This window comes from Salinivibrio sp. MA351, assembly GCF_001996065.1.
GTDB lineage: Bacteria > Pseudomonadota > Gammaproteobacteria > Enterobacterales > Vibrionaceae > Salinivibrio > Salinivibrio costicola.
In genome coordinates this window covers 114482-130231 of record NZ_MUFG01000005.1, presented here as the reverse complement: position 1 = coordinate 130231, position 15750 = coordinate 114482, and the positions used below count along the sequence as shown (strand labels likewise).

The 15750-nt window shown below is 50.1% G+C and carries 15 protein-coding genes; 12 read left to right on the top strand and 3 right to left on the bottom strand.

All coding sequences use genetic code 11. The annotated features are described in order from the left end of the window. Window positions 1-29 precede the first annotated feature (29 nt). Both BZG78_RS04915 and zur read right to left on the bottom strand, forming a co-directional pair. The gene (locus BZG78_RS04915; protein WP_021023500.1) at window positions 30-494 is read right to left on the bottom strand and encodes a chemotaxis protein CheX; all 465 of its coding nucleotides are present in this window, start codon (window positions 492-494) and stop codon (window positions 30-32) included. A 29-nt stretch (window positions 495-523) separates the two neighbouring features. Further along, a complete protein-coding gene (gene zur, locus BZG78_RS04910) occupies window positions 524-967 on the bottom strand; it encodes a zinc uptake transcriptional repressor Zur (RefSeq protein WP_021023501.1) in 444 nt (147 codons plus the stop codon). 282 nt (window positions 968-1249) lie between these two features. Between zur and azu the strand changes: the two genes are divergently transcribed. From azu to alr, 10 genes are all read left to right on the top strand, one after another. Next, window positions 1250-1696: an azurin gene (gene azu / locus BZG78_RS04905; RefSeq protein ID WP_021023502.1), complete on the top strand. Its 447-nt coding sequence runs from the start codon at window positions 1250-1252 to the stop codon at window positions 1694-1696. A gap of 241 nt (window positions 1697-1937) precedes the next feature. After that, window positions 1938-2966: a tRNA dihydrouridine(20/20a) synthase DusA gene (dusA, locus tag BZG78_RS04900; RefSeq protein ID WP_077660546.1), complete on the top strand. Its 1029-nt coding sequence runs from the start codon at window positions 1938-1940 to the stop codon at window positions 2964-2966. A gap of 158 nt (window positions 2967-3124) precedes the next feature. Beyond that, window positions 3125-3388, top strand: coding sequence for an envelope stress response protein PspG (pspG, locus tag BZG78_RS04895; RefSeq protein ID WP_077645986.1), 264 nt, complete (start codon window positions 3125-3127; stop codon window positions 3386-3388). A 161-nt stretch (window positions 3389-3549) separates the two neighbouring features. After that, the gene (locus BZG78_RS04890; protein ID WP_077660545.1) at window positions 3550-4191 is read left to right on the top strand and encodes a TIGR04219 family outer membrane beta-barrel protein; all 642 of its coding nucleotides are present in this window, start codon (window positions 3550-3552) and stop codon (window positions 4189-4191) included. A 213-nt stretch (window positions 4192-4404) separates the two neighbouring features. After that, complete coding sequence (locus BZG78_RS04885) at window positions 4405-5913, top strand: aldehyde dehydrogenase family protein (RefSeq protein ID WP_077660544.1); 1509 nt, start codon at window positions 4405-4407, stop codon at window positions 5911-5913. A gap of 141 nt (window positions 5914-6054) precedes the next feature. Next, the gene (locus tag BZG78_RS04880; protein ID WP_021023512.1) at window positions 6055-6282 is read left to right on the top strand and encodes a hypothetical protein; all 228 of its coding nucleotides are present in this window, start codon (window positions 6055-6057) and stop codon (window positions 6280-6282) included. 141 nt (window positions 6283-6423) lie between these two features. Beyond that, window positions 6424-8232 carry an assimilatory sulfite reductase (NADPH) flavoprotein subunit gene (locus BZG78_RS04875; protein WP_077660543.1) on the top strand — a complete coding sequence of 603 codons (1809 nt, stop codon included), beginning with the start codon at window positions 6424-6426 and terminating at the stop codon, window positions 8230-8232. Further along, window positions 8232-9947 (top strand): assimilatory sulfite reductase (NADPH) hemoprotein subunit, encoded by a 1716-nt coding sequence (cysI, locus tag BZG78_RS04870; RefSeq protein WP_077660542.1) that lies wholly within the window; start codon window positions 8232-8234, stop codon window positions 9945-9947. Before BZG78_RS04875 ends, cysI begins: the two co-directional genes overlap by 1 nt. Then, window positions 9940-10719: a phosphoadenylyl-sulfate reductase gene (locus BZG78_RS04865; protein ID WP_077645990.1), complete on the top strand. Its 780-nt coding sequence runs from the start codon at window positions 9940-9942 to the stop codon at window positions 10717-10719. Before cysI ends, BZG78_RS04865 begins: the two co-directional genes overlap by 8 nt. A gap of 250 nt (window positions 10720-10969) precedes the next feature. Then, entirely contained in the window at window positions 10970-12205 is a 1236-nt protein-coding gene (gene alr, locus BZG78_RS04860; protein ID WP_077660541.1) for an alanine racemase, read from the top strand. Between the two features lie 63 nt (window positions 12206-12268). Here alr and BZG78_RS04855 read toward each other — a convergent pair whose 3' ends face one another. Continuing rightward, complete coding sequence (locus BZG78_RS04855; protein WP_077660540.1) at window positions 12269-12889, bottom strand: FKBP-type peptidyl-prolyl cis-trans isomerase; 621 nt, start codon at window positions 12887-12889, stop codon at window positions 12269-12271. Window positions 12890-13014: 125 nt separating this feature from the next. Between BZG78_RS04855 and BZG78_RS04850 the strand changes: the two genes are divergently transcribed. Further along, window positions 13015-13671: a LysM-like peptidoglycan-binding domain-containing protein gene (locus BZG78_RS04850; protein ID WP_199877163.1), complete on the top strand. Its 657-nt coding sequence runs from the start codon at window positions 13015-13017 to the stop codon at window positions 13669-13671. 406 nt (window positions 13672-14077) lie between these two features. Beyond that, a complete protein-coding gene (locus BZG78_RS04845) occupies window positions 14078-15709 on the top strand; it encodes a methyl-accepting chemotaxis protein (protein ID WP_077660538.1) in 1632 nt (543 codons plus the stop codon). Window positions 15710-15750: the final 41 nt, after the last annotated feature.

The following is a 15750-nucleotide window of genomic DNA, read 5'->3' as shown; positions in this document are numbered from 1 at the left end:
GGTGGGTTGACTAAGCTGCGCATCGTTGTTTAATGATCGAAGCAGATCTCGATAAACGCTGTGCCATGTGGGGACTTAAACGGCATGATAATTACTGGGCCATCACTTTTGTGGTTGATGGTATGGCCTTTGCCTGAGACAACCACTGGGGTCGCCATTTCAAACTCAAAGCCTTTTTCGGATAGGATCCGTTTAGCGCCGCCTGTCACCATATTAGTAATTTCACCGACCATGTCGGTCACTTCTTCATCAATGGATTCTGAGCGCTCGCCCAGCATGCGTTGCATGATTTCCAGTGCCATATCTTCATCAAATGTGACTGAAAATGATCCTTTGGTTTGTGGGCCAACCATGCCTATCAACCCAGAGACGTCACCTTTTGCGATCTCTGACTTTTTTAAATGAGGCTTCTCTGGCTGGATGTCCAGCTGTGCCATGGTTTGTAGCACATTAATCAGTGAAGTAAGAAATGGGTTGACGAATTGTGCTTCCATAAAGAGTGTCCGTCCTAATCAAATCAGTGTTAGTGAGCCAAGCATTGTGCACAAGTGCCATGGGTTTCAATCACATGATGTTGCACATCAAACCCCATTTTACGCGCTTTCTCACGCAATGCCTCTGATAGCTCTTCAGTGTGACACTCTTCTACGGTGCCGCATTGATCACAAATCAGCAGTTGAGAGCAGTGCCCCTGATGCCCTAAGTGGCAGCAGGCAATATAGCTATTGGTCGACTCTACCTTGTGCACAAACCCCTGTGCTAATAGAAAGTCTAGCGCACGATACACCGTTGGGGGTTTCGCTTGTGGCTCGGTTTCACGCAATATATCGAGCAGCTCGTACGCGGTAATCGCCCGTGAGTTATTGGCGATAATTTCATAAACGCGGGTTCGTTGCGGCGTTAATCTCACACCACGTTGCTCACACAGCTGCTGTGCGCGGTGCAGTAAACCAGTGATCTGGGTCATAGCGCCTCAAAGTACTAACAGTCAGACAGTTATCTTATCATAGCTGTATACCAACGCACCCTGCGTATCTTTATCCTATGCGCTTTGCCACAAGTGTAAATAGATAGTCTATGACCACTTGATCGCGATCAGCTACCTTTGGGTAATGATAGAAGTAAAAACAATAAATAATCAGTCGATTTTTGAATCGGCTAACTGTTTTGCGCTGTCATGTCAGTATGATGGCAGTGTGCCACAGGCATAAAAAACATACCTTTACATCCATAACAGGAGTATGTACCGATGAAAAAACTGTTAGCCCTCGCCGCTTTGGCGTTCGCGTCTGTCTCTACGCAAGCGGCTGCCAATGAGTGTGAGTTAACTGTCACCACCGGCGATAAAATGGCCTACGACCAGTCATCGTTGTCCGTACCAGCAAGCTGTAGTGAAGTGACGCTCACGCTGGAGCATCAAGGCTCAATGCCTGTGACCTCGATGGGCCACAACTGGGTGCTGTCGGAAACGTCTAACTTGCAAGATATCGCCATGAAAGGCGCGGGTGCGGGTGCCGATAACGATTACCTACCACAAGGTGATGATCGTATCTTGGCACATACCAAGTTGGTTGGCGGCGGCGAAAGCACCACCATCACCTTCTCAACCGATGGGTTGCAAGGCAAAGACTTAACTTATTTCTGCTCTTTCCCCGGCCATTGGACGGTAATGAAAGGCAAATTCACTATCGAATAAGTCTTGTTGCGAGAGAGCGCATCGTTCGGCTCTCTCGCTTGTTTCATTCTCGGCTTAATAACAGAGTAAGTCGAATCACCCCTGCGATCATAACGGTCTCCATACTGTTATCTTACCGATTTCTTTCTCTAAGCCTGCTGGTGAACCGGTTCTGCTTAAATCTTACCGATGCAATGTGTATAATCCGCGTCCGCCTGTCGAAAACGACCGTCGTTCAACGTAATTGCAGAGATTCGAGACCATGACTACCCCCAGCAAAACCGCCGCCAGCCCTGATGTGACGCCAAAAACGGTGATGCAGCGTTTCTCTGTTGCGCCCATGCTTGATTGGACGGACCGACACTGCCGTTACTTTCATCGTTTATTATCTGGGCAAACCTTGCTGTTTACCGAGATGGTTACCACGGGGGCGATCATTCATGGCAAGGCGGATTACCTAGCCTATAACGAGCAGGAGCATCCGGTGGCGTTGCAACTGGGGGGATCGGATGCGGCCGATTTGGCAACATGCGCTAAGCTGGCGGCCGAGCGTGGCTATGATGAAATTAACCTCAACGTCGGTTGCCCGTCGGATCGGGTGCAAAACGGGCGCTTTGGGGCGTGTTTAATGGCGGAGCCTGAGCTGGTGGCGCAGTGTGTGGCTGCCATGCGAGAAGTCACCGATGTGCCTATCACTGTCAAAACTCGCATTGGTATTGATGAGCAAGACAGCTATGAATTTTTAACCGACTTTGTTGAGACAGTCAGCGAAAAAGGTGGCTGTGATATGTTCACGATTCATGCGCGCAAAGCGTGGTTAAACGGTTTGAGCCCAAAAGAGAACCGCGATATCCCGCCACTGGATTACCCACGCGTGTATCAGCTCAAAAAAGACTTTCCGCACCTGACGCTTGCTATCAATGGCGGGGTGAAAAGTCTTGAGGAAGCGGAGCAGCATCTTGAGCATCTTGATGGGGTGATGGTTGGTCGCCAAGCCTATCAGAGTCCTTTTATGTTGGCCGAGGCCGACCAGCGTTTATTTGGTATGACAACGCCTCGCATTACACGTCGTCAAGCGGTTGAAGCCATGTTCCCATATATCGAAAAACAGCTCTCTCAAGGGGCGCAACTGAACCATATCAGTCGCCATATGTTAGGTCTGTTCCAAAATATGCCTGGCGCGCGGCAGTGGCGTCGCTATATCAGCGAGAATGCGCACAAGCCGGGAGCAAGTATTGAAGTACTGACCATGGCGATGAGCCACATTCCTGACGATTGGCTTGATGCGTAATTGAGTGAAAATGACTAAATTTAGGTTTACATTTAACCACCACGTTGACATCGACCGGAAAGCCAATCCTAACGTACTGAAATAATGAGAATATATAGAGTGACAAATTGGCTTAAAACCTGCAGAGTCTGTCTCGCTATCAAGACAAGGAGATCGTAATGATCGAACTACTTTTTCTGATTGGCTTTGCGGTGGTGTTATTCATGACCGGAGTCAGCATCATGGGCATGGTACTGGCGATGCTTGCGGGTTTTGCTGTGATGATGTTGGCCGGGATGATCGGTACGCTGCTCAAGCTACTGCCATGGCTTTTAGTCATTGCTGTGGTGGTTTGGTTAGTCAAACGTCAACGTCGCAGCCGTAAACGTGAGCCTGAAGTGATCATCAACGAAAAGCGCTGGGCACGATTCCGTCGCCGCTAGAGCGTGAAAACTTGCGCGTGTGCACAGCAAACGGACAGCATAAGTTGTTTTTGGCTTCTTCTCGGCACAAAGCTTGCTATCATTATCAGTTACCGGCGACAAGGCATGGCTTTGCCGCCTCCGCGTGACGACACTTTTTTATCGACAATGTGGAGACTTTCATGAAAACCACTTCAATGACGCTTGCCGCCGCAGCGTTTACCGCGCTACTGGCCATGCCCTCTCAAGCAGCAACCCTTGCCGGGGGAAAAGTCGGCGCCGATGCCTGGTTTATGGATGCTGATGTCAACAATGTAGAAGCCGATGATGCTAGTACAGCGGGTTCTTATTATGCTGCACTCGAGCACCCGCTTCCGTTAATCCCGAATGCCAAGATCCGTCAAACCTCGGTGAGTGTTGACAACCCCGATGTTGATTTTGACCAAATCGACTTCGTGGCGTATTACGAGTTTCTCGATAACGATCTTGTATCTGTGGATGCCGGTGTTAATTTACAGCGTTTTCAATCTGGTAAGTTCCAAGGGCAGAGCTTCGACGAATGGCAGCCAAACCTGTATGTCGATGCGCGCGTTGGCTTGGTAGGCACGCCGTTAAATGTGTTTGCCACCGTAAGCAAAGGCGAATTTGATGGCACCAGCACCTTAGATGCCGAGGCGGGCCTTATTTACCAACTGGGCTTGGTCGCCGCAGATCTGAATGTGCGTGGCGGCTATCGGATGATTGACCACGATTTCGATTATTTTAATAAAAAAGCTGAGCTTGATCTGACCGGTTTCTTTGTCGGTGCTGAATTAGACTTTTAATCTTGATTTTTATCAGCCTTATGCCCTAAACCGCGCCTCTGCGCGGTTTTTTAATGCCTTCCTGTTTTTTCCCAACTCTGTTGCATATGTCTCACTGCGACTTTCGCCTAATATCCAGCAATAAAAAACTCTGCCACGATTTTTGAGTCATAACGGCAAGGAGAGGGCAGTACGTGCTCCGCCATCGACTCAAACACGGAATAAGGAAAGAGTATGATTTACGCAAAGCCAGGAACAGAAGGGTCAGTGGTAAGTTTTAAATCACGCTATCAAAATTTTATTGGAGGTGAATGGGTTCCACCCGTGAAAGGGCAGTATTTTGCTAATACCTCGCCCTGTACCGGTGAAACACTAGCAGAGATACCGCGTTCGAGCGCCGAAGACGTGGATCTGGCATTGGATGCTGCCCATGGCGCGAAAGATGCGTGGGGAAAAACCTCCGTCACTGACCGTGCGAATGTTTTGTTAAAAATTGCCGACCGGATTGAAGCTAATCTTGAGATGCTCGCGGTGGCAGAAACATGGGAAAACGGAAAAGCCGTACGTGAGACCTTGGCGGCTGATATTCCGCTTTGTGCTGATCACTTCCGTTACTTTGCCGGTTGTATTCGCGCCCAAGAAGGCACTGCGGCGGAGCTGGATGCAGGGACCGTTGCTTATCATATTCATGAACCACTGGGTGTGGTGGGGCAAATTATTCCGTGGAACTTCCCTTTGCTGATGGCGTCATGGAAACTCGCACCAGCACTGGCGGCGGGAAACTGTGTGGTACTCAAGCCGGCGGAGCAAACGCCGACGACCATCTTACTGCTGATGGAGTTGATTGGTGATCTGCTACCGGCCGGGGTCGTTAACGTAGTCAATGGTTATGGCGCTGAAGCCGGGCAAGCTCTCGCCACGTCACCAAGGATTGCCAAGTTAGCGTTTACTGGCTCCACTCCGGTGGGACACCATATTTTGCGCTGTGCGGCAGAAAACCTGATCCCTTCAACCGTTGAGCTTGGTGGTAAATCGCCCAATATCTATTTTGAAGATGTGATGCAGCAAGAGGAGGCCTATATCAATAAAGCGGTCGAAGGCTTGTTGTTAGGCTTTTTCAACCAAGGCGAGGTCTGCACCTGTCCATCACGCGCATTGATTCAAGAGAGCATTTACGATGCGTTTATTGAAAAAGTAATTGAGCGCGCCGGGATGATCAAACAAGGAAATCCGCTCGATACCGAGACCCAGGTGGGCGCCCAAGCGTCTGACGAGCAGTTCGATAAGATCATGAATTATTTGAAAGTTGGACAGGAAGAGGGAGCCAAAGTATTAATCGGGGGCAGCCATAAAGACCTGGGTAGCGGCTATTACGTGCAGCCGACATTACTGCAAGGGCACAATGACATGCGTGTGTTCCAAGAAGAGATTTTTGGTCCTGTGATAGGGGTGACCACCTTTAAAGATGAAGCCGAAGCCTTGGCGATTGCCAACCACACCGAGTATGGCTTAGGGGCGGGGTTGTGGACGCGAGATATGAACCGCGCCTATCGGGTCGGTCGCGCGATTGAGGCGGGACGTGTGTGGACCAACTGCTATCACCTCTATCCGGCGCATGCGGCGTTTGGTGGCTATAAAAAATCGGGAATTGGCCGTGAAAATCATAAAATGATGTTGGGTCATTACCAACAAACAAAAAATTTATTGGTGAGCTATGACATTAATCCTTTAGGCTTTTTCTAAGCTAGCATATCTTGATATCCGGTGCGGCGACTATGCCGCACCACGCTAACTCCGTTTTACGTTAAGGCCATGCATGGCACCCTCGTCTATCTGATACTAAGCTCAACTCAAGATGTGGATTTTATCGATAGGCAAATGACGATGACAGCCGAACAACTCCGTGCGTTATACCGCCAACAGCTTTTGATTGAAGCGCTTGTTGAGCCGTCGTTAGATAATGAAGGATGGGTGGTTGAATGCCGCCATGCTGCGGGAGGCTTGATGGCATTGACGAATGCCGACGGCGTTGAGCAGTGTTTTCTCGATATCGACCAAGCGACCTTGAATGCATTAGAGATTGGTTTTCAGCAAGTGCGCATTATCGACTAATCCCGCGACCCCGCTTAAGCACTCCTTTCTACACATGGTATCTTACAAAAAGTTATAAAACATTCACATCTATTCTTTATTGTTATTAACTGGTGAGGTTACGCTAGCATTTACGCAATGTTAGCAAGGAATGTCGTCACCATGTTACTCAAGGATCTCTCCGGGTTAACCAGCCCGCTTAATGATCAGCAAATCGGCCAGTTGCAACAAGCGGTGGCGGAGTTGTCACCGCAGCAGCTGGCCTGGATCAGTGGTTATTTTTGGGGGTTAAGCCAAACACCTGCCGGTGAAGCGGTGGCACCCAAGACCATGCCACAAACCAGTGCCGCGCCCAACCACACCCTGACTATTCTGTATGCCTCGCAAACGGGTAATGCCAAAGGCGTGGCGGAGGCGTTGCATCAAGAGGCCGAGGCAGCAGGGATCCCAGCCAAGTTGGTTGCGACCGATAACTATAAAGGCAAGCAGCTGGGCAAAGAAACCCACTTGGTGATAGTGGCTTCCACCAATGGTGAAGGCGAGCCGCCTGATAATGCCATTGAGCTGCATGAATTTTTACAATCTAAAAAAGCGCCTAAGCTTGACCATCTTCACTACGCCGTTTTGAGCTTAGGAGACTCGAGTTACGAGTACTTTTGCCAAACAGGTAAAGATTTTGACGCCTTTTTACAAAAACTCGGCGCTAAGCCCATGGTCGCCCGTCTTGATTGCGATGTGGATTATGAAGCCACAGCTAGTACCTGGCGCGAGCAAACCTTAGCCGAGGTCAAGCAACAATTTCAGGCCAGCGGGGACGCGCAAGTGGTGCCACTCCATCAAGCCACCTCGCACGCTAAATATACTAAGCAGTCTCCTTACACAGCCGAACTACTCACCTGTCAGCGTATTACTGGACGTGGGTCAGATAAAGCGGTTTACCACATTGAATTTGATCTGGATGAGTCCGGCATTCAATACCAACCGGGCGATGCCTTGGGGGTGTGGTATCAAAACGATCCTGTATTAGCCGATGCCATTTTAGCCCAAGTAGGACTGAGTGGTGACGAGTCGGTAGCGGTGGATGGCAGTGCCGTTTCGTTGCGCGAGGCGCTGATCACTGACTATGAAATCACCGCTTCTAACCCGCAGCAGATCACTGCGCTGGCGGCGTTGTCGGAAAGCGACACACTCACCGCCTTGACTGAAGACAAAGCTGCACTGCGTGAGTTTGCCAATCGCACTCAGCTCATTGATGCATTGACGCTGGCCGATGCCACTCTCAATGTCGAGCAATTTCAATCGATATTGCGCCGGCTTACCCCGCGTTTGTACTCAATTGCTTCCAGCCAGGCAGAAGTAGAAGACGAAGTGCACCTCACCGTCGGGCTGGTGGAGTATCAGCATGAGAGCGGAGCGTCACGCCAAGGCGGCGCATCGAGCTTTCTCGCCCACCGTGCAGCGCAAGCGGAGACAGTAAAAGTGTTTGTTGAGCATAACGATAACTTTAAGCTTCCTGATAACGATGCCACCCCGATCATTATGATTGGTCCAGGAACCGGTATTGCGCCATTCCGCGCCTTCTTGCAAGAGCGAGAGCAACGGGAGGCACAAGGTGACAACTGGTTGTTCTTTGGTGATCGCACCTTTACTGATGATTTTCTCTATCAGGTTGAATGGCAGCAATACCTTAAATCTGGCCTACTCACGCGGATGGATGTGGCCTTTAGCCGTGATCAGGCAGAGAAAGTGTATGTCCAGCATCGGTTACGCGAACGTGCTGAAGCGGTATGGCAATGGCTATCAAACGGTGCCTACCTCTATGTGTGTGGCGATGCCAACCAAATGGCGAAAGATGTCCATGAAGCGTTAATCGAGATTGCCCAAACACAGGGTCAGCAAAGCTGTGAGCAAGCCGAAGCCTTTATTAACGAATTGCGCAAAGATAAGCGCTATCAAAGGGATGTGTACTAATGAGTGAGCAGAAATTTGCGGGCGATACACTGGGCCCACTGGCCGATAATGAACGGCTAAAAAAAGACAGTGATTATTTGCGTGGCACCATTGATCACGACTTGCAGGATCCGATCACGGGTGGTTTTACCGATGATAATTTCCAACTGATCCGTTTTCACGGCATGTATCAGCAAGATGATCGCGATATTCGCGCGGAGCGGCAAAAACAAAAATTGGAGCCACTGCATAACGTGATGTTACGCGCGCGGATGCCGGGCGGGATCATTACCCCTGAGCAATGGTTAGCGATTGACAAGTTTGCCCGCGAAAGCTCGCTCTATGGCAGCATTCGCCTGACCACGCGACAAACTTTTCAGTTTCATGGTGTCCTAAAGCCTAACATCAAGCTCATGCATCAGACCTTGCATGAATATGGTATTGACTCGATTGCTACTGCTGGGGATGTGAACCGTAATGTGTTGTGTACCTCTAACCCAGTGGAGTCCGAGCTCCATCAGCAAGCCTATGATTGGGCAAAACGTATAAGCGAGCACTTGCTGCCTAAAACTCGCGCTTACGCAGAGATTTGGCTCGATGGTGAAAAAGTCGAAGGCAGCCAAGATAAAGAGCCGATTTTGGGTGAGCGTTACTTGCCGCGTAAGTTCAAAACCACGGTGGTGATCCCGCCACAAAACGACGTGGATGTGCACGCCAACGACCTTAACTTTGTCGCCATCGCCGAACAAGGACAGCTGATCGGCTTTAACGTCTTAGTCGGGGGGGGGCTGGCGATGACCCATGGTGACACCAACACCTACCCGCGCCGCGCAGATGATTTTGGTTTTATTCCGCTTGAACATACGTTGAAGATTGCTGAGGCCGTGGTCACCACCCAACGTGATTGGGGAAACCGTTCGAACCGTAAAAATGCGAAAACCAAGTACACCCTTGATCGTGTTGGCGCGGATGTATTCAAAGCGGAAGTGGAAAAGCGTGCTGGTGTAATATTTGCGCCAAGCCGGCCTTATAGCTTTACTGGTCGCGGTGATCGCTTGGGCTGGACCAAAGGGATTGACGGTAAATACCACCTCGCCTTATTTATCGAAAATGGCCGCTTGCGTGATACACCAGAAAAGCCGCTCAAAACCGGCATGGCAGAGATCGCCAAGGTACACCAAGGCGATTTTCGTATGACCGCCAACCAAAACCTGATCATTGCCGGGATCCCTGAAGCACAAAAAGACGAGATTGAGGCGTTAGCGCGTCGTTATCGGTTAATTGATGATGCGCACAGTGTACAGCGCACGAATTCGATGGCGTGTGTTTCCTTCCCAACCTGTCCACTTGCCATGGCAGAAGCGGAGCGCTTTCTGCCCGGTTTTGTCACCGAAGTGGAAGCGATTCAGAAAAAACACCAAGTAGAAAACGATCCGATTGTTTTACGAGTGACCGGCTGTCCCAATGGTTGCGGCCGCGCGATGCTGGCAGAAGTGGGTTTGGTCGGCAAAGCGCCAGGGCGCTATAACCTGCATTTAGGCGGAAATTGGGAAGGTACCCGAATCCCCAAAATGTACAAAGAGAACATCACCGATCGTCAGATCCTTGAAGAATTGGATCAGTTGATTGGTCGCTGGGCAACGGAGCGTGAAGTGGGTGAGCACTTTGGTGATTTCTTGATCCGCCGCGAGGTGATTGCCCCCGTGCATGTATCTAAGAGGGATTTTTATGCTTGAAACCGTTCAACCTAATGCGACGTTAGCCTTGGCTGACATTGCCGCGATGAATAAAAGCCAGCAAGCCTTGGCATTGGCGGAGGTCAATGCCACCTTGGAGTCACTTTCGGCGCCTGAGCGTGTGGCCTGGGCACTGGAGCATCTCGAAGGACAATGTGTTCTGTCGTCCAGCTTTGGTGTACAGGCAGCGCTTATGCTTCATTTAGTGAGTCAGGTGAAATCCGACATTCCGGTGATCTTAACCGACACGGGCTACTTATTTGCCGAGACTTACCGGTTTATCGATACCTTAACTGCACGGCTTAACTTGGATTTGCGCGTCTATCGTGCTGAGCTTTCCCCCGCGTGGCAAGAAGCGCGTTACGGCCAACTCTGGGAGCAAGGCGTGGAGGGGATCAGCCGATATAATCAAATCAACAAAGTTGAGCCGATGAAGCGTGCGCTGCGAGAGCTAAAAGCCGGGACCTGGTTTTCTGGGCTCCGCCGAGGTCAATCTGACTCGCGTGCCAATTTGCCGATACTCAGTGTCCAGCATGGGGTGTTTAAGTTCTTGCCTGTGATTGATTGGTCGAACCAACAGGTCGATGACTACCTGCGCGAGCATGACTTGCCTTATCATCCATTGCGCGAAAAAGGCTATGTGTCGGTGGGGGATGTTCATACCACCCAGCGGTTAGAGCCGGGCATGCGTGAAGAGCAAACACGGTTTTTTGGTCTCAAGCGCGAGTGCGGCTTGCATGAGGACGACTTAAATGATGGTTCGGGGATATAGCCTCGTCGAGAATAGCCCCGCCGAGAAAGAATGTAACTAACTCTTGGCCCTTAAATAGTGTCACCTTGTAGTGGCATTTTTTTGTTCAATTTCACTGAGTTTGTCTACTCTTTAACTGAGTAACTCATCAGCCGTGGCGTGTTTTGTGCTATAAATAGCGGGTAAAGCTAGGAGGCAGTGAATAAGAGCCTAATACTTTTATTCGCAACGTGTCACGGATGCGGCATTAATGTGACCAACAGTGAATCTTATGAACAAAAAACTATCTTTAGTCGCGCTTGCCGTCGCCGGTGTCGTTGCCATTGGCGCCCCGGCGGTCATTGACTATACATCAGCAGCTCCCTCCATGTCTGATACTAACCAGCGTTATATGGGGCACGGAAACGGCTGGCTGGAAGTGAACACGGCCACTTTTGCTAACAATATTCAACGTGTTCAACAGCAAGTCAGTGAAGGGACGAAAATCTGTGCCGTCATGAAAGCGGATGCCTATGGCAATGGCATTGCAGGCTTATTGCCCACCGTGATTGCAAGTGGTATCGACTGTGTTGGTATTGCCAGTAATGAAGAAGCTCGGACGTTGCGCGAAGGCGGCTTTACCGGCGAGATCATGCGTGTACGGACCGCGACCTTGCAGGAAATGGAAAGTGCATTAGCATTGAACATGCAAGAGCTCATTGGCTCGGCAGAGCAAGCCGAGCAAATGCGTGAGTTAGCCGACAAGCATGATATTACCATTCCGGTCCATATGGCCTTTAATGCCGGTGGTATGGGGCGTAATGGTATTGAGATGAACGAGGAATCTGGCAAACAAGTTGCGGTGGATATCGCTACCGACCCACGCTTTAACGTCGTCGGTATCATGACTCACTTTCCTAACTATGAAGCGGAGTATGTTCGTAGCAAGTTAGGACAGTTTACTGCGAACAGCGAATGGCTAATAGAGGAAGCTGGGCTTCAACGTGAAGACGTATTGCTGCACGCGGCGAACTCTTTTGTGACCCTGAATGTTCCTGAAGGCCATCTTGATATGGTTCGTCCGGGAGGCGCCTTGTATGGCGATCAGCCCACTAACCGTGAACTGCCACCGATCATGAGCTTTAAAACTAAAGTGGCCTCTGTGCATCACTTGCCTGAAGGCAGCACCGTGGGGTATGACAGTACCTATACGCTAAAGCGTGATTCGGTGTTGGCGAACCTGCCGGTGGGGTATTCGGATGGTGTGCCACGTAAAATGGGCAACAACGCTGATGTCTTGATTCAAGGTCACCGAGCCCCCGTGGTCGGTGTTTCATCCATGAACACCATTATGGTCGATATTACCGAGATTGCGGATCAAGTGATGCCAAACGATGAAGTGGTGCTCTTTGGTCAGCAAGGGGAGGAGACCATTGGCGCTGAAGAGTATGAATCGAGTGCGGATGTGATCTTCCCTGAGATATACAGCTGGTGGGGCGCGGTCAACCCACGTGAATACGTGCAGTAATCAGTACAAAAAAAGCGATGCCGATTGGCATCGCTTTACTCGTTATTCAAGCGCTGATCCGTTTTACAGGATATCAAGCAACTCTACTTCAAATACTAATGCAGCAAATGGCGGGATTGCTGCGCCAGCACCACGCTCGCCGTAGGCCAGATCTTGTGGTACATACAGTTTCCACTTAGAGCCAACCGGCATCATTTGCAGGGCTTCCACCCAACCTTTAATCACGCCAGTCACTGGGAACTCGACCGGTTCGCCACGCGTAACTGAGCTATCAAAAACGCTGCCATCGATCAGTTGGCCATGATAGTGCACACGTACCTGCTTATCGCTGGTTGGGATGTCACCGTCGCCTTGTACCAGCACTTCGTACTGTAGGCCTGATTCGGTTACCGTCACTTCATCACGTTTGGCATTATCAGCCAAGAAAGTATCGCCTTCTGCGGCTTGTGCTTTTGCAGCTTCTTGACGAACTTCTTCCGCTTTTGTGTGAAGATCACGCAATGCGTTATTAATGTCATCAATTTCGATCTCTGGCATTTCGCCAGCTAAGGCCGTGCTGATGCCTTTGGCAATCGCATCGACGTTTAAACCTTCAAGGCCACTGCCCGCAAGTTGTTGGCCCATTTGTAGGCCGATGCCATAGCTGGCCTTCTGTTCGACGGTTTCCAGTTGTACGTCAGACATAACGTCTCTCTTTTGTGGGTCAATAAAGTGTGAAAGGATAACAGGTGATGGTTTCGTGGGTAAACTTTTGTGCCAAAAAGGCGTCCAATGTGAGGACAAAACAACAATATATGCGCGGAGTGGCAATGAAGTTAATAGCAATACGAGCGCTCTGGGATAAACTGCGTGCGAAAGGTGGACACAAACTCACCACTGTTTTAGAGCAAGCGGCGACGTTAAGTCGTCACAGTGCGATGCTAACGCGAATACAACACGCGTGGCGCCACCTGCCTCGTCTCCACCGGCGACTGTTGATGATCCTGGTTCCCGTCGTTGTGGTATTGGCCTTACTTCCTAGCCCCACGCCGCCTGAGTCGTCATCGGATAAACCTGTGCGCCAGGCGCGACAGCCGGTTGCGATCAATCCAGATGCGAGCCGTTCGTTATCATCGTCAACAGCTCCATCGTCAACAGCGTCACAAAACGCATCGTCAGTGGCTGACTCTGCGACGTCACAGGAGTCCTCAACCGCAGAAGAGAGCGCTTGGACACGTCATCAAATTGAGTCTGGTGATACCTTGGCCAAAGTATTCCGACGCTACGATCTCGCCTTAACGGACTTGTATTCGATTGCCAATATTGAAGGTGAAGGCAAACCTATCAGCCGCATTCAGCCTGGCCAATGGATTCGTTTTAAACGGACATCCAGTGGCGCGCTAGATATATTGCAGATCGAAACGGAGAAAGGTCAATCCGCACTGTATTTTCGCCTTTCTGATGGCGGTTTTGCCCGTCAACGTTAGTTTCTTGAAACCGTCAATCTAACCGAAGGCATTGATAGGTGGTGCTTTCGGTCTCTTCCCTGTCTTTTATAGTCCTTACTCTGTCTGTTTTTTGCGCAATTTTGTGATTAAAGTCGCTGCAGCACGATTTTTAAGCTACTTTTTATAAATCAGTCAATACGGCTGGATACATTGCATCATTGAGGCGGAAAAGGGACAAATTGCGGTTAAGGGTGTGAATGCCTGCCAAACAAGCCAGTGTTGTATGACATACTTTTTACGAAAATAATGAGTCTTTCATCACACTTTGGTTGTTTTTTGTGCTAGTATTCGCGCCGCTGTGTAGGACAGACACGCAAGCCCGCCTCAACATGGATGTCTAGGCATTAACACGCTAATCACTAATTTGTTGAGGACTCGCTTTTCCATGTTGAAAAATCTATCTATTGGCAAAAAGTTTACCGCGGCTTTTTCCCTCATTGGTATTGCTGTCGTGATCTTTGGGTTTTACATCTTCACCCAAGTCAGCGGCATGCGCGATAATATGCTGAACTTTACTGACGACACCCTTCCCGCGGTGCTTGAGATCGAACGACTTAGTGAAGAAATCGTTCGTATTCGTCAGGATCAGTATGCGGTTCTTACCTTTAGTGATCCGGCAGAACGACGTGAAATCTTGGGCGAGATCGATGTTATGAAGCGCGATTATAGCCGTGCTCTCGACGCCTACCAAGAGACGCTTTGGTACGATGATGAAAAAGCCATTTTCAGTCGTATCCAGAATAATTGGGACAAATATAATCAAGAGATCAGTGCTTTTCCTGACCGTGTTGAAGACGGGCAACTGACCGCGGCACAACAAATTTTATCTAAATCATTTGGTACCTTCGGCCAGTTAGATAAGTCCTTAACGGAAATGTCTGAGTTGATGCAAGGCTTTATCGTTAAAAACCGCACCTCGATGCTTAGCCAGGTTTCCACGGTGAGCATGACTATTATTGGGGTACTGCTTGCGGTAATCGCCTTTATGATTGTGGTGGCAGTGGTGTTTACTCGTGCGATCATCAATCCGTTGCGTTTAGTGATGGAGCAGTCTTCTGCTATCGCCAAAGGGGATTTAAGTTATCAATTGGATCGTAGCCAGATTGGTAATGATGAAATGGGTCAATTGGCAGACTCAAGCATCGCCATGCAAGATAGTCTGCGCACGCTGATTGAAGAAGTGATTGCCGCGGTAACCCAATTGAGCAGTGCAGTCGAAGAGGTCAGTGCCGTATCGAGCCAAACCTCAAGCGGGATGCAAAGCCAGCAACATGAAGTATCACAAGTGGCGACCGCGATGGCGCAGATGAAAGCCACCGTTGCCGACGTGGCGCAGAATACCGAAAGCTCATCCACCGCCGCCAACGAAGCGAGCGAGCAGTCCCGTATGGGGGCGCAAGACATCGATGGCATGGTTGCTTCGATTCGCAAAGTAGCAGAGGACATGCGTCAAACGGGCAATACCGTGAGTGAGCTCGATCAGCAGTCGAAACAAATCAACATGGTGGTGGATGTCATTCGTGATATTGCCGAGCAAACCAACTTACTGGCGTTGAACGCGGCAATTGAAGCAGCGCGTGCTGGTGAATCGGGCCGTGGCTTTGCGGTGGTGGCCGATGAAGTGCGTACCTTAGCGGGCCGTACCCAAGACTCAACGGGCGAAATCACCACCATCATCGAAAAACTGCAGCAACACGCCACGCAAGCGCGCAATGCCACTACGCAAAGCTGTGAAAGCATTGAGCAATGCGTAGAGCAGGGCGACCAGGCTCAACAGCTGGTGCGTGGGATTGAAACCTCAGTGGAAAACATCGCTGATATGGGCATGCAAATTGCCAGTGCCTGTGGCGAGCAAGACTCGGTAGCGGATGAGCTAAGCCGTAACATTGAGCGCATCAATGATTCGTCACAAGAAGTCGCTGGCGGTGCTGATCAAACCGCACAAGCCTGTAGCGAGCTCAGCCAGTTGGCGCAATCACTGCAAACGACCATGCAGCGCTTCCGTCTAACCAAATAGGTCGTACCGCCAATAGATGAAAACAAAATCCCGCTGATTCA

Coding starts and splice junctions, on each gene's coding strand:
- pspG (WP_077645986.1), top strand. CDS start 3,125: ATGATCGAACTACTTTTTCTGATTGGCTTTGCGGTGGTGTTATTCATG.
- zur (WP_021023501.1), bottom strand. CDS start 967: ATGACCCAGATCACTGGTTTACTGCACCGCGCACAGCAGCTGTGTGAG.
- BZG78_RS04845 (WP_077660538.1), top strand. CDS start 14,078: ATGTTGAAAAATCTATCTATTGGCAAAAAGTTTACCGCGGCTTTTTCC.
- BZG78_RS04865 (WP_077645990.1), top strand. CDS start 9,940: ATGCTTGAAACCGTTCAACCTAATGCGACGTTAGCCTTGGCTGACATT.
- BZG78_RS04890 (WP_077660545.1), top strand. CDS start 3,550: ATGAAAACCACTTCAATGACGCTTGCCGCCGCAGCGTTTACCGCGCTA.
- BZG78_RS04855 (WP_077660540.1), bottom strand. CDS start 12,889: ATGTCTGACGTACAACTGGAAACCGTCGAACAGAAGGCCAGCTATGGC.
- dusA (WP_077660546.1), top strand. CDS start 1,938: ATGACTACCCCCAGCAAAACCGCCGCCAGCCCTGATGTGACGCCAAAA.
- BZG78_RS04880 (WP_021023512.1), top strand. CDS start 6,055: ATGACAGCCGAACAACTCCGTGCGTTATACCGCCAACAGCTTTTGATT.
- BZG78_RS04915 (WP_021023500.1), bottom strand. CDS start 494: ATGGAAGCACAATTCGTCAACCCATTTCTTACTTCACTGATTAATGTG.
- cysI (WP_077660542.1), top strand. CDS start 8,232: ATGAGTGAGCAGAAATTTGCGGGCGATACACTGGGCCCACTGGCCGAT.
- BZG78_RS04885 (WP_077660544.1), top strand. CDS start 4,405: ATGATTTACGCAAAGCCAGGAACAGAAGGGTCAGTGGTAAGTTTTAAA.
- BZG78_RS04850 (WP_199877163.1), top strand. CDS start 13,015: ATGAAGTTAATAGCAATACGAGCGCTCTGGGATAAACTGCGTGCGAAA.
- azu (WP_021023502.1), top strand. CDS start 1,250: ATGAAAAAACTGTTAGCCCTCGCCGCTTTGGCGTTCGCGTCTGTCTCT.
- BZG78_RS04875 (WP_077660543.1), top strand. CDS start 6,424: ATGTTACTCAAGGATCTCTCCGGGTTAACCAGCCCGCTTAATGATCAG.
- alr (WP_077660541.1), top strand. CDS start 10,970: ATGAACAAAAAACTATCTTTAGTCGCGCTTGCCGTCGCCGGTGTCGTT.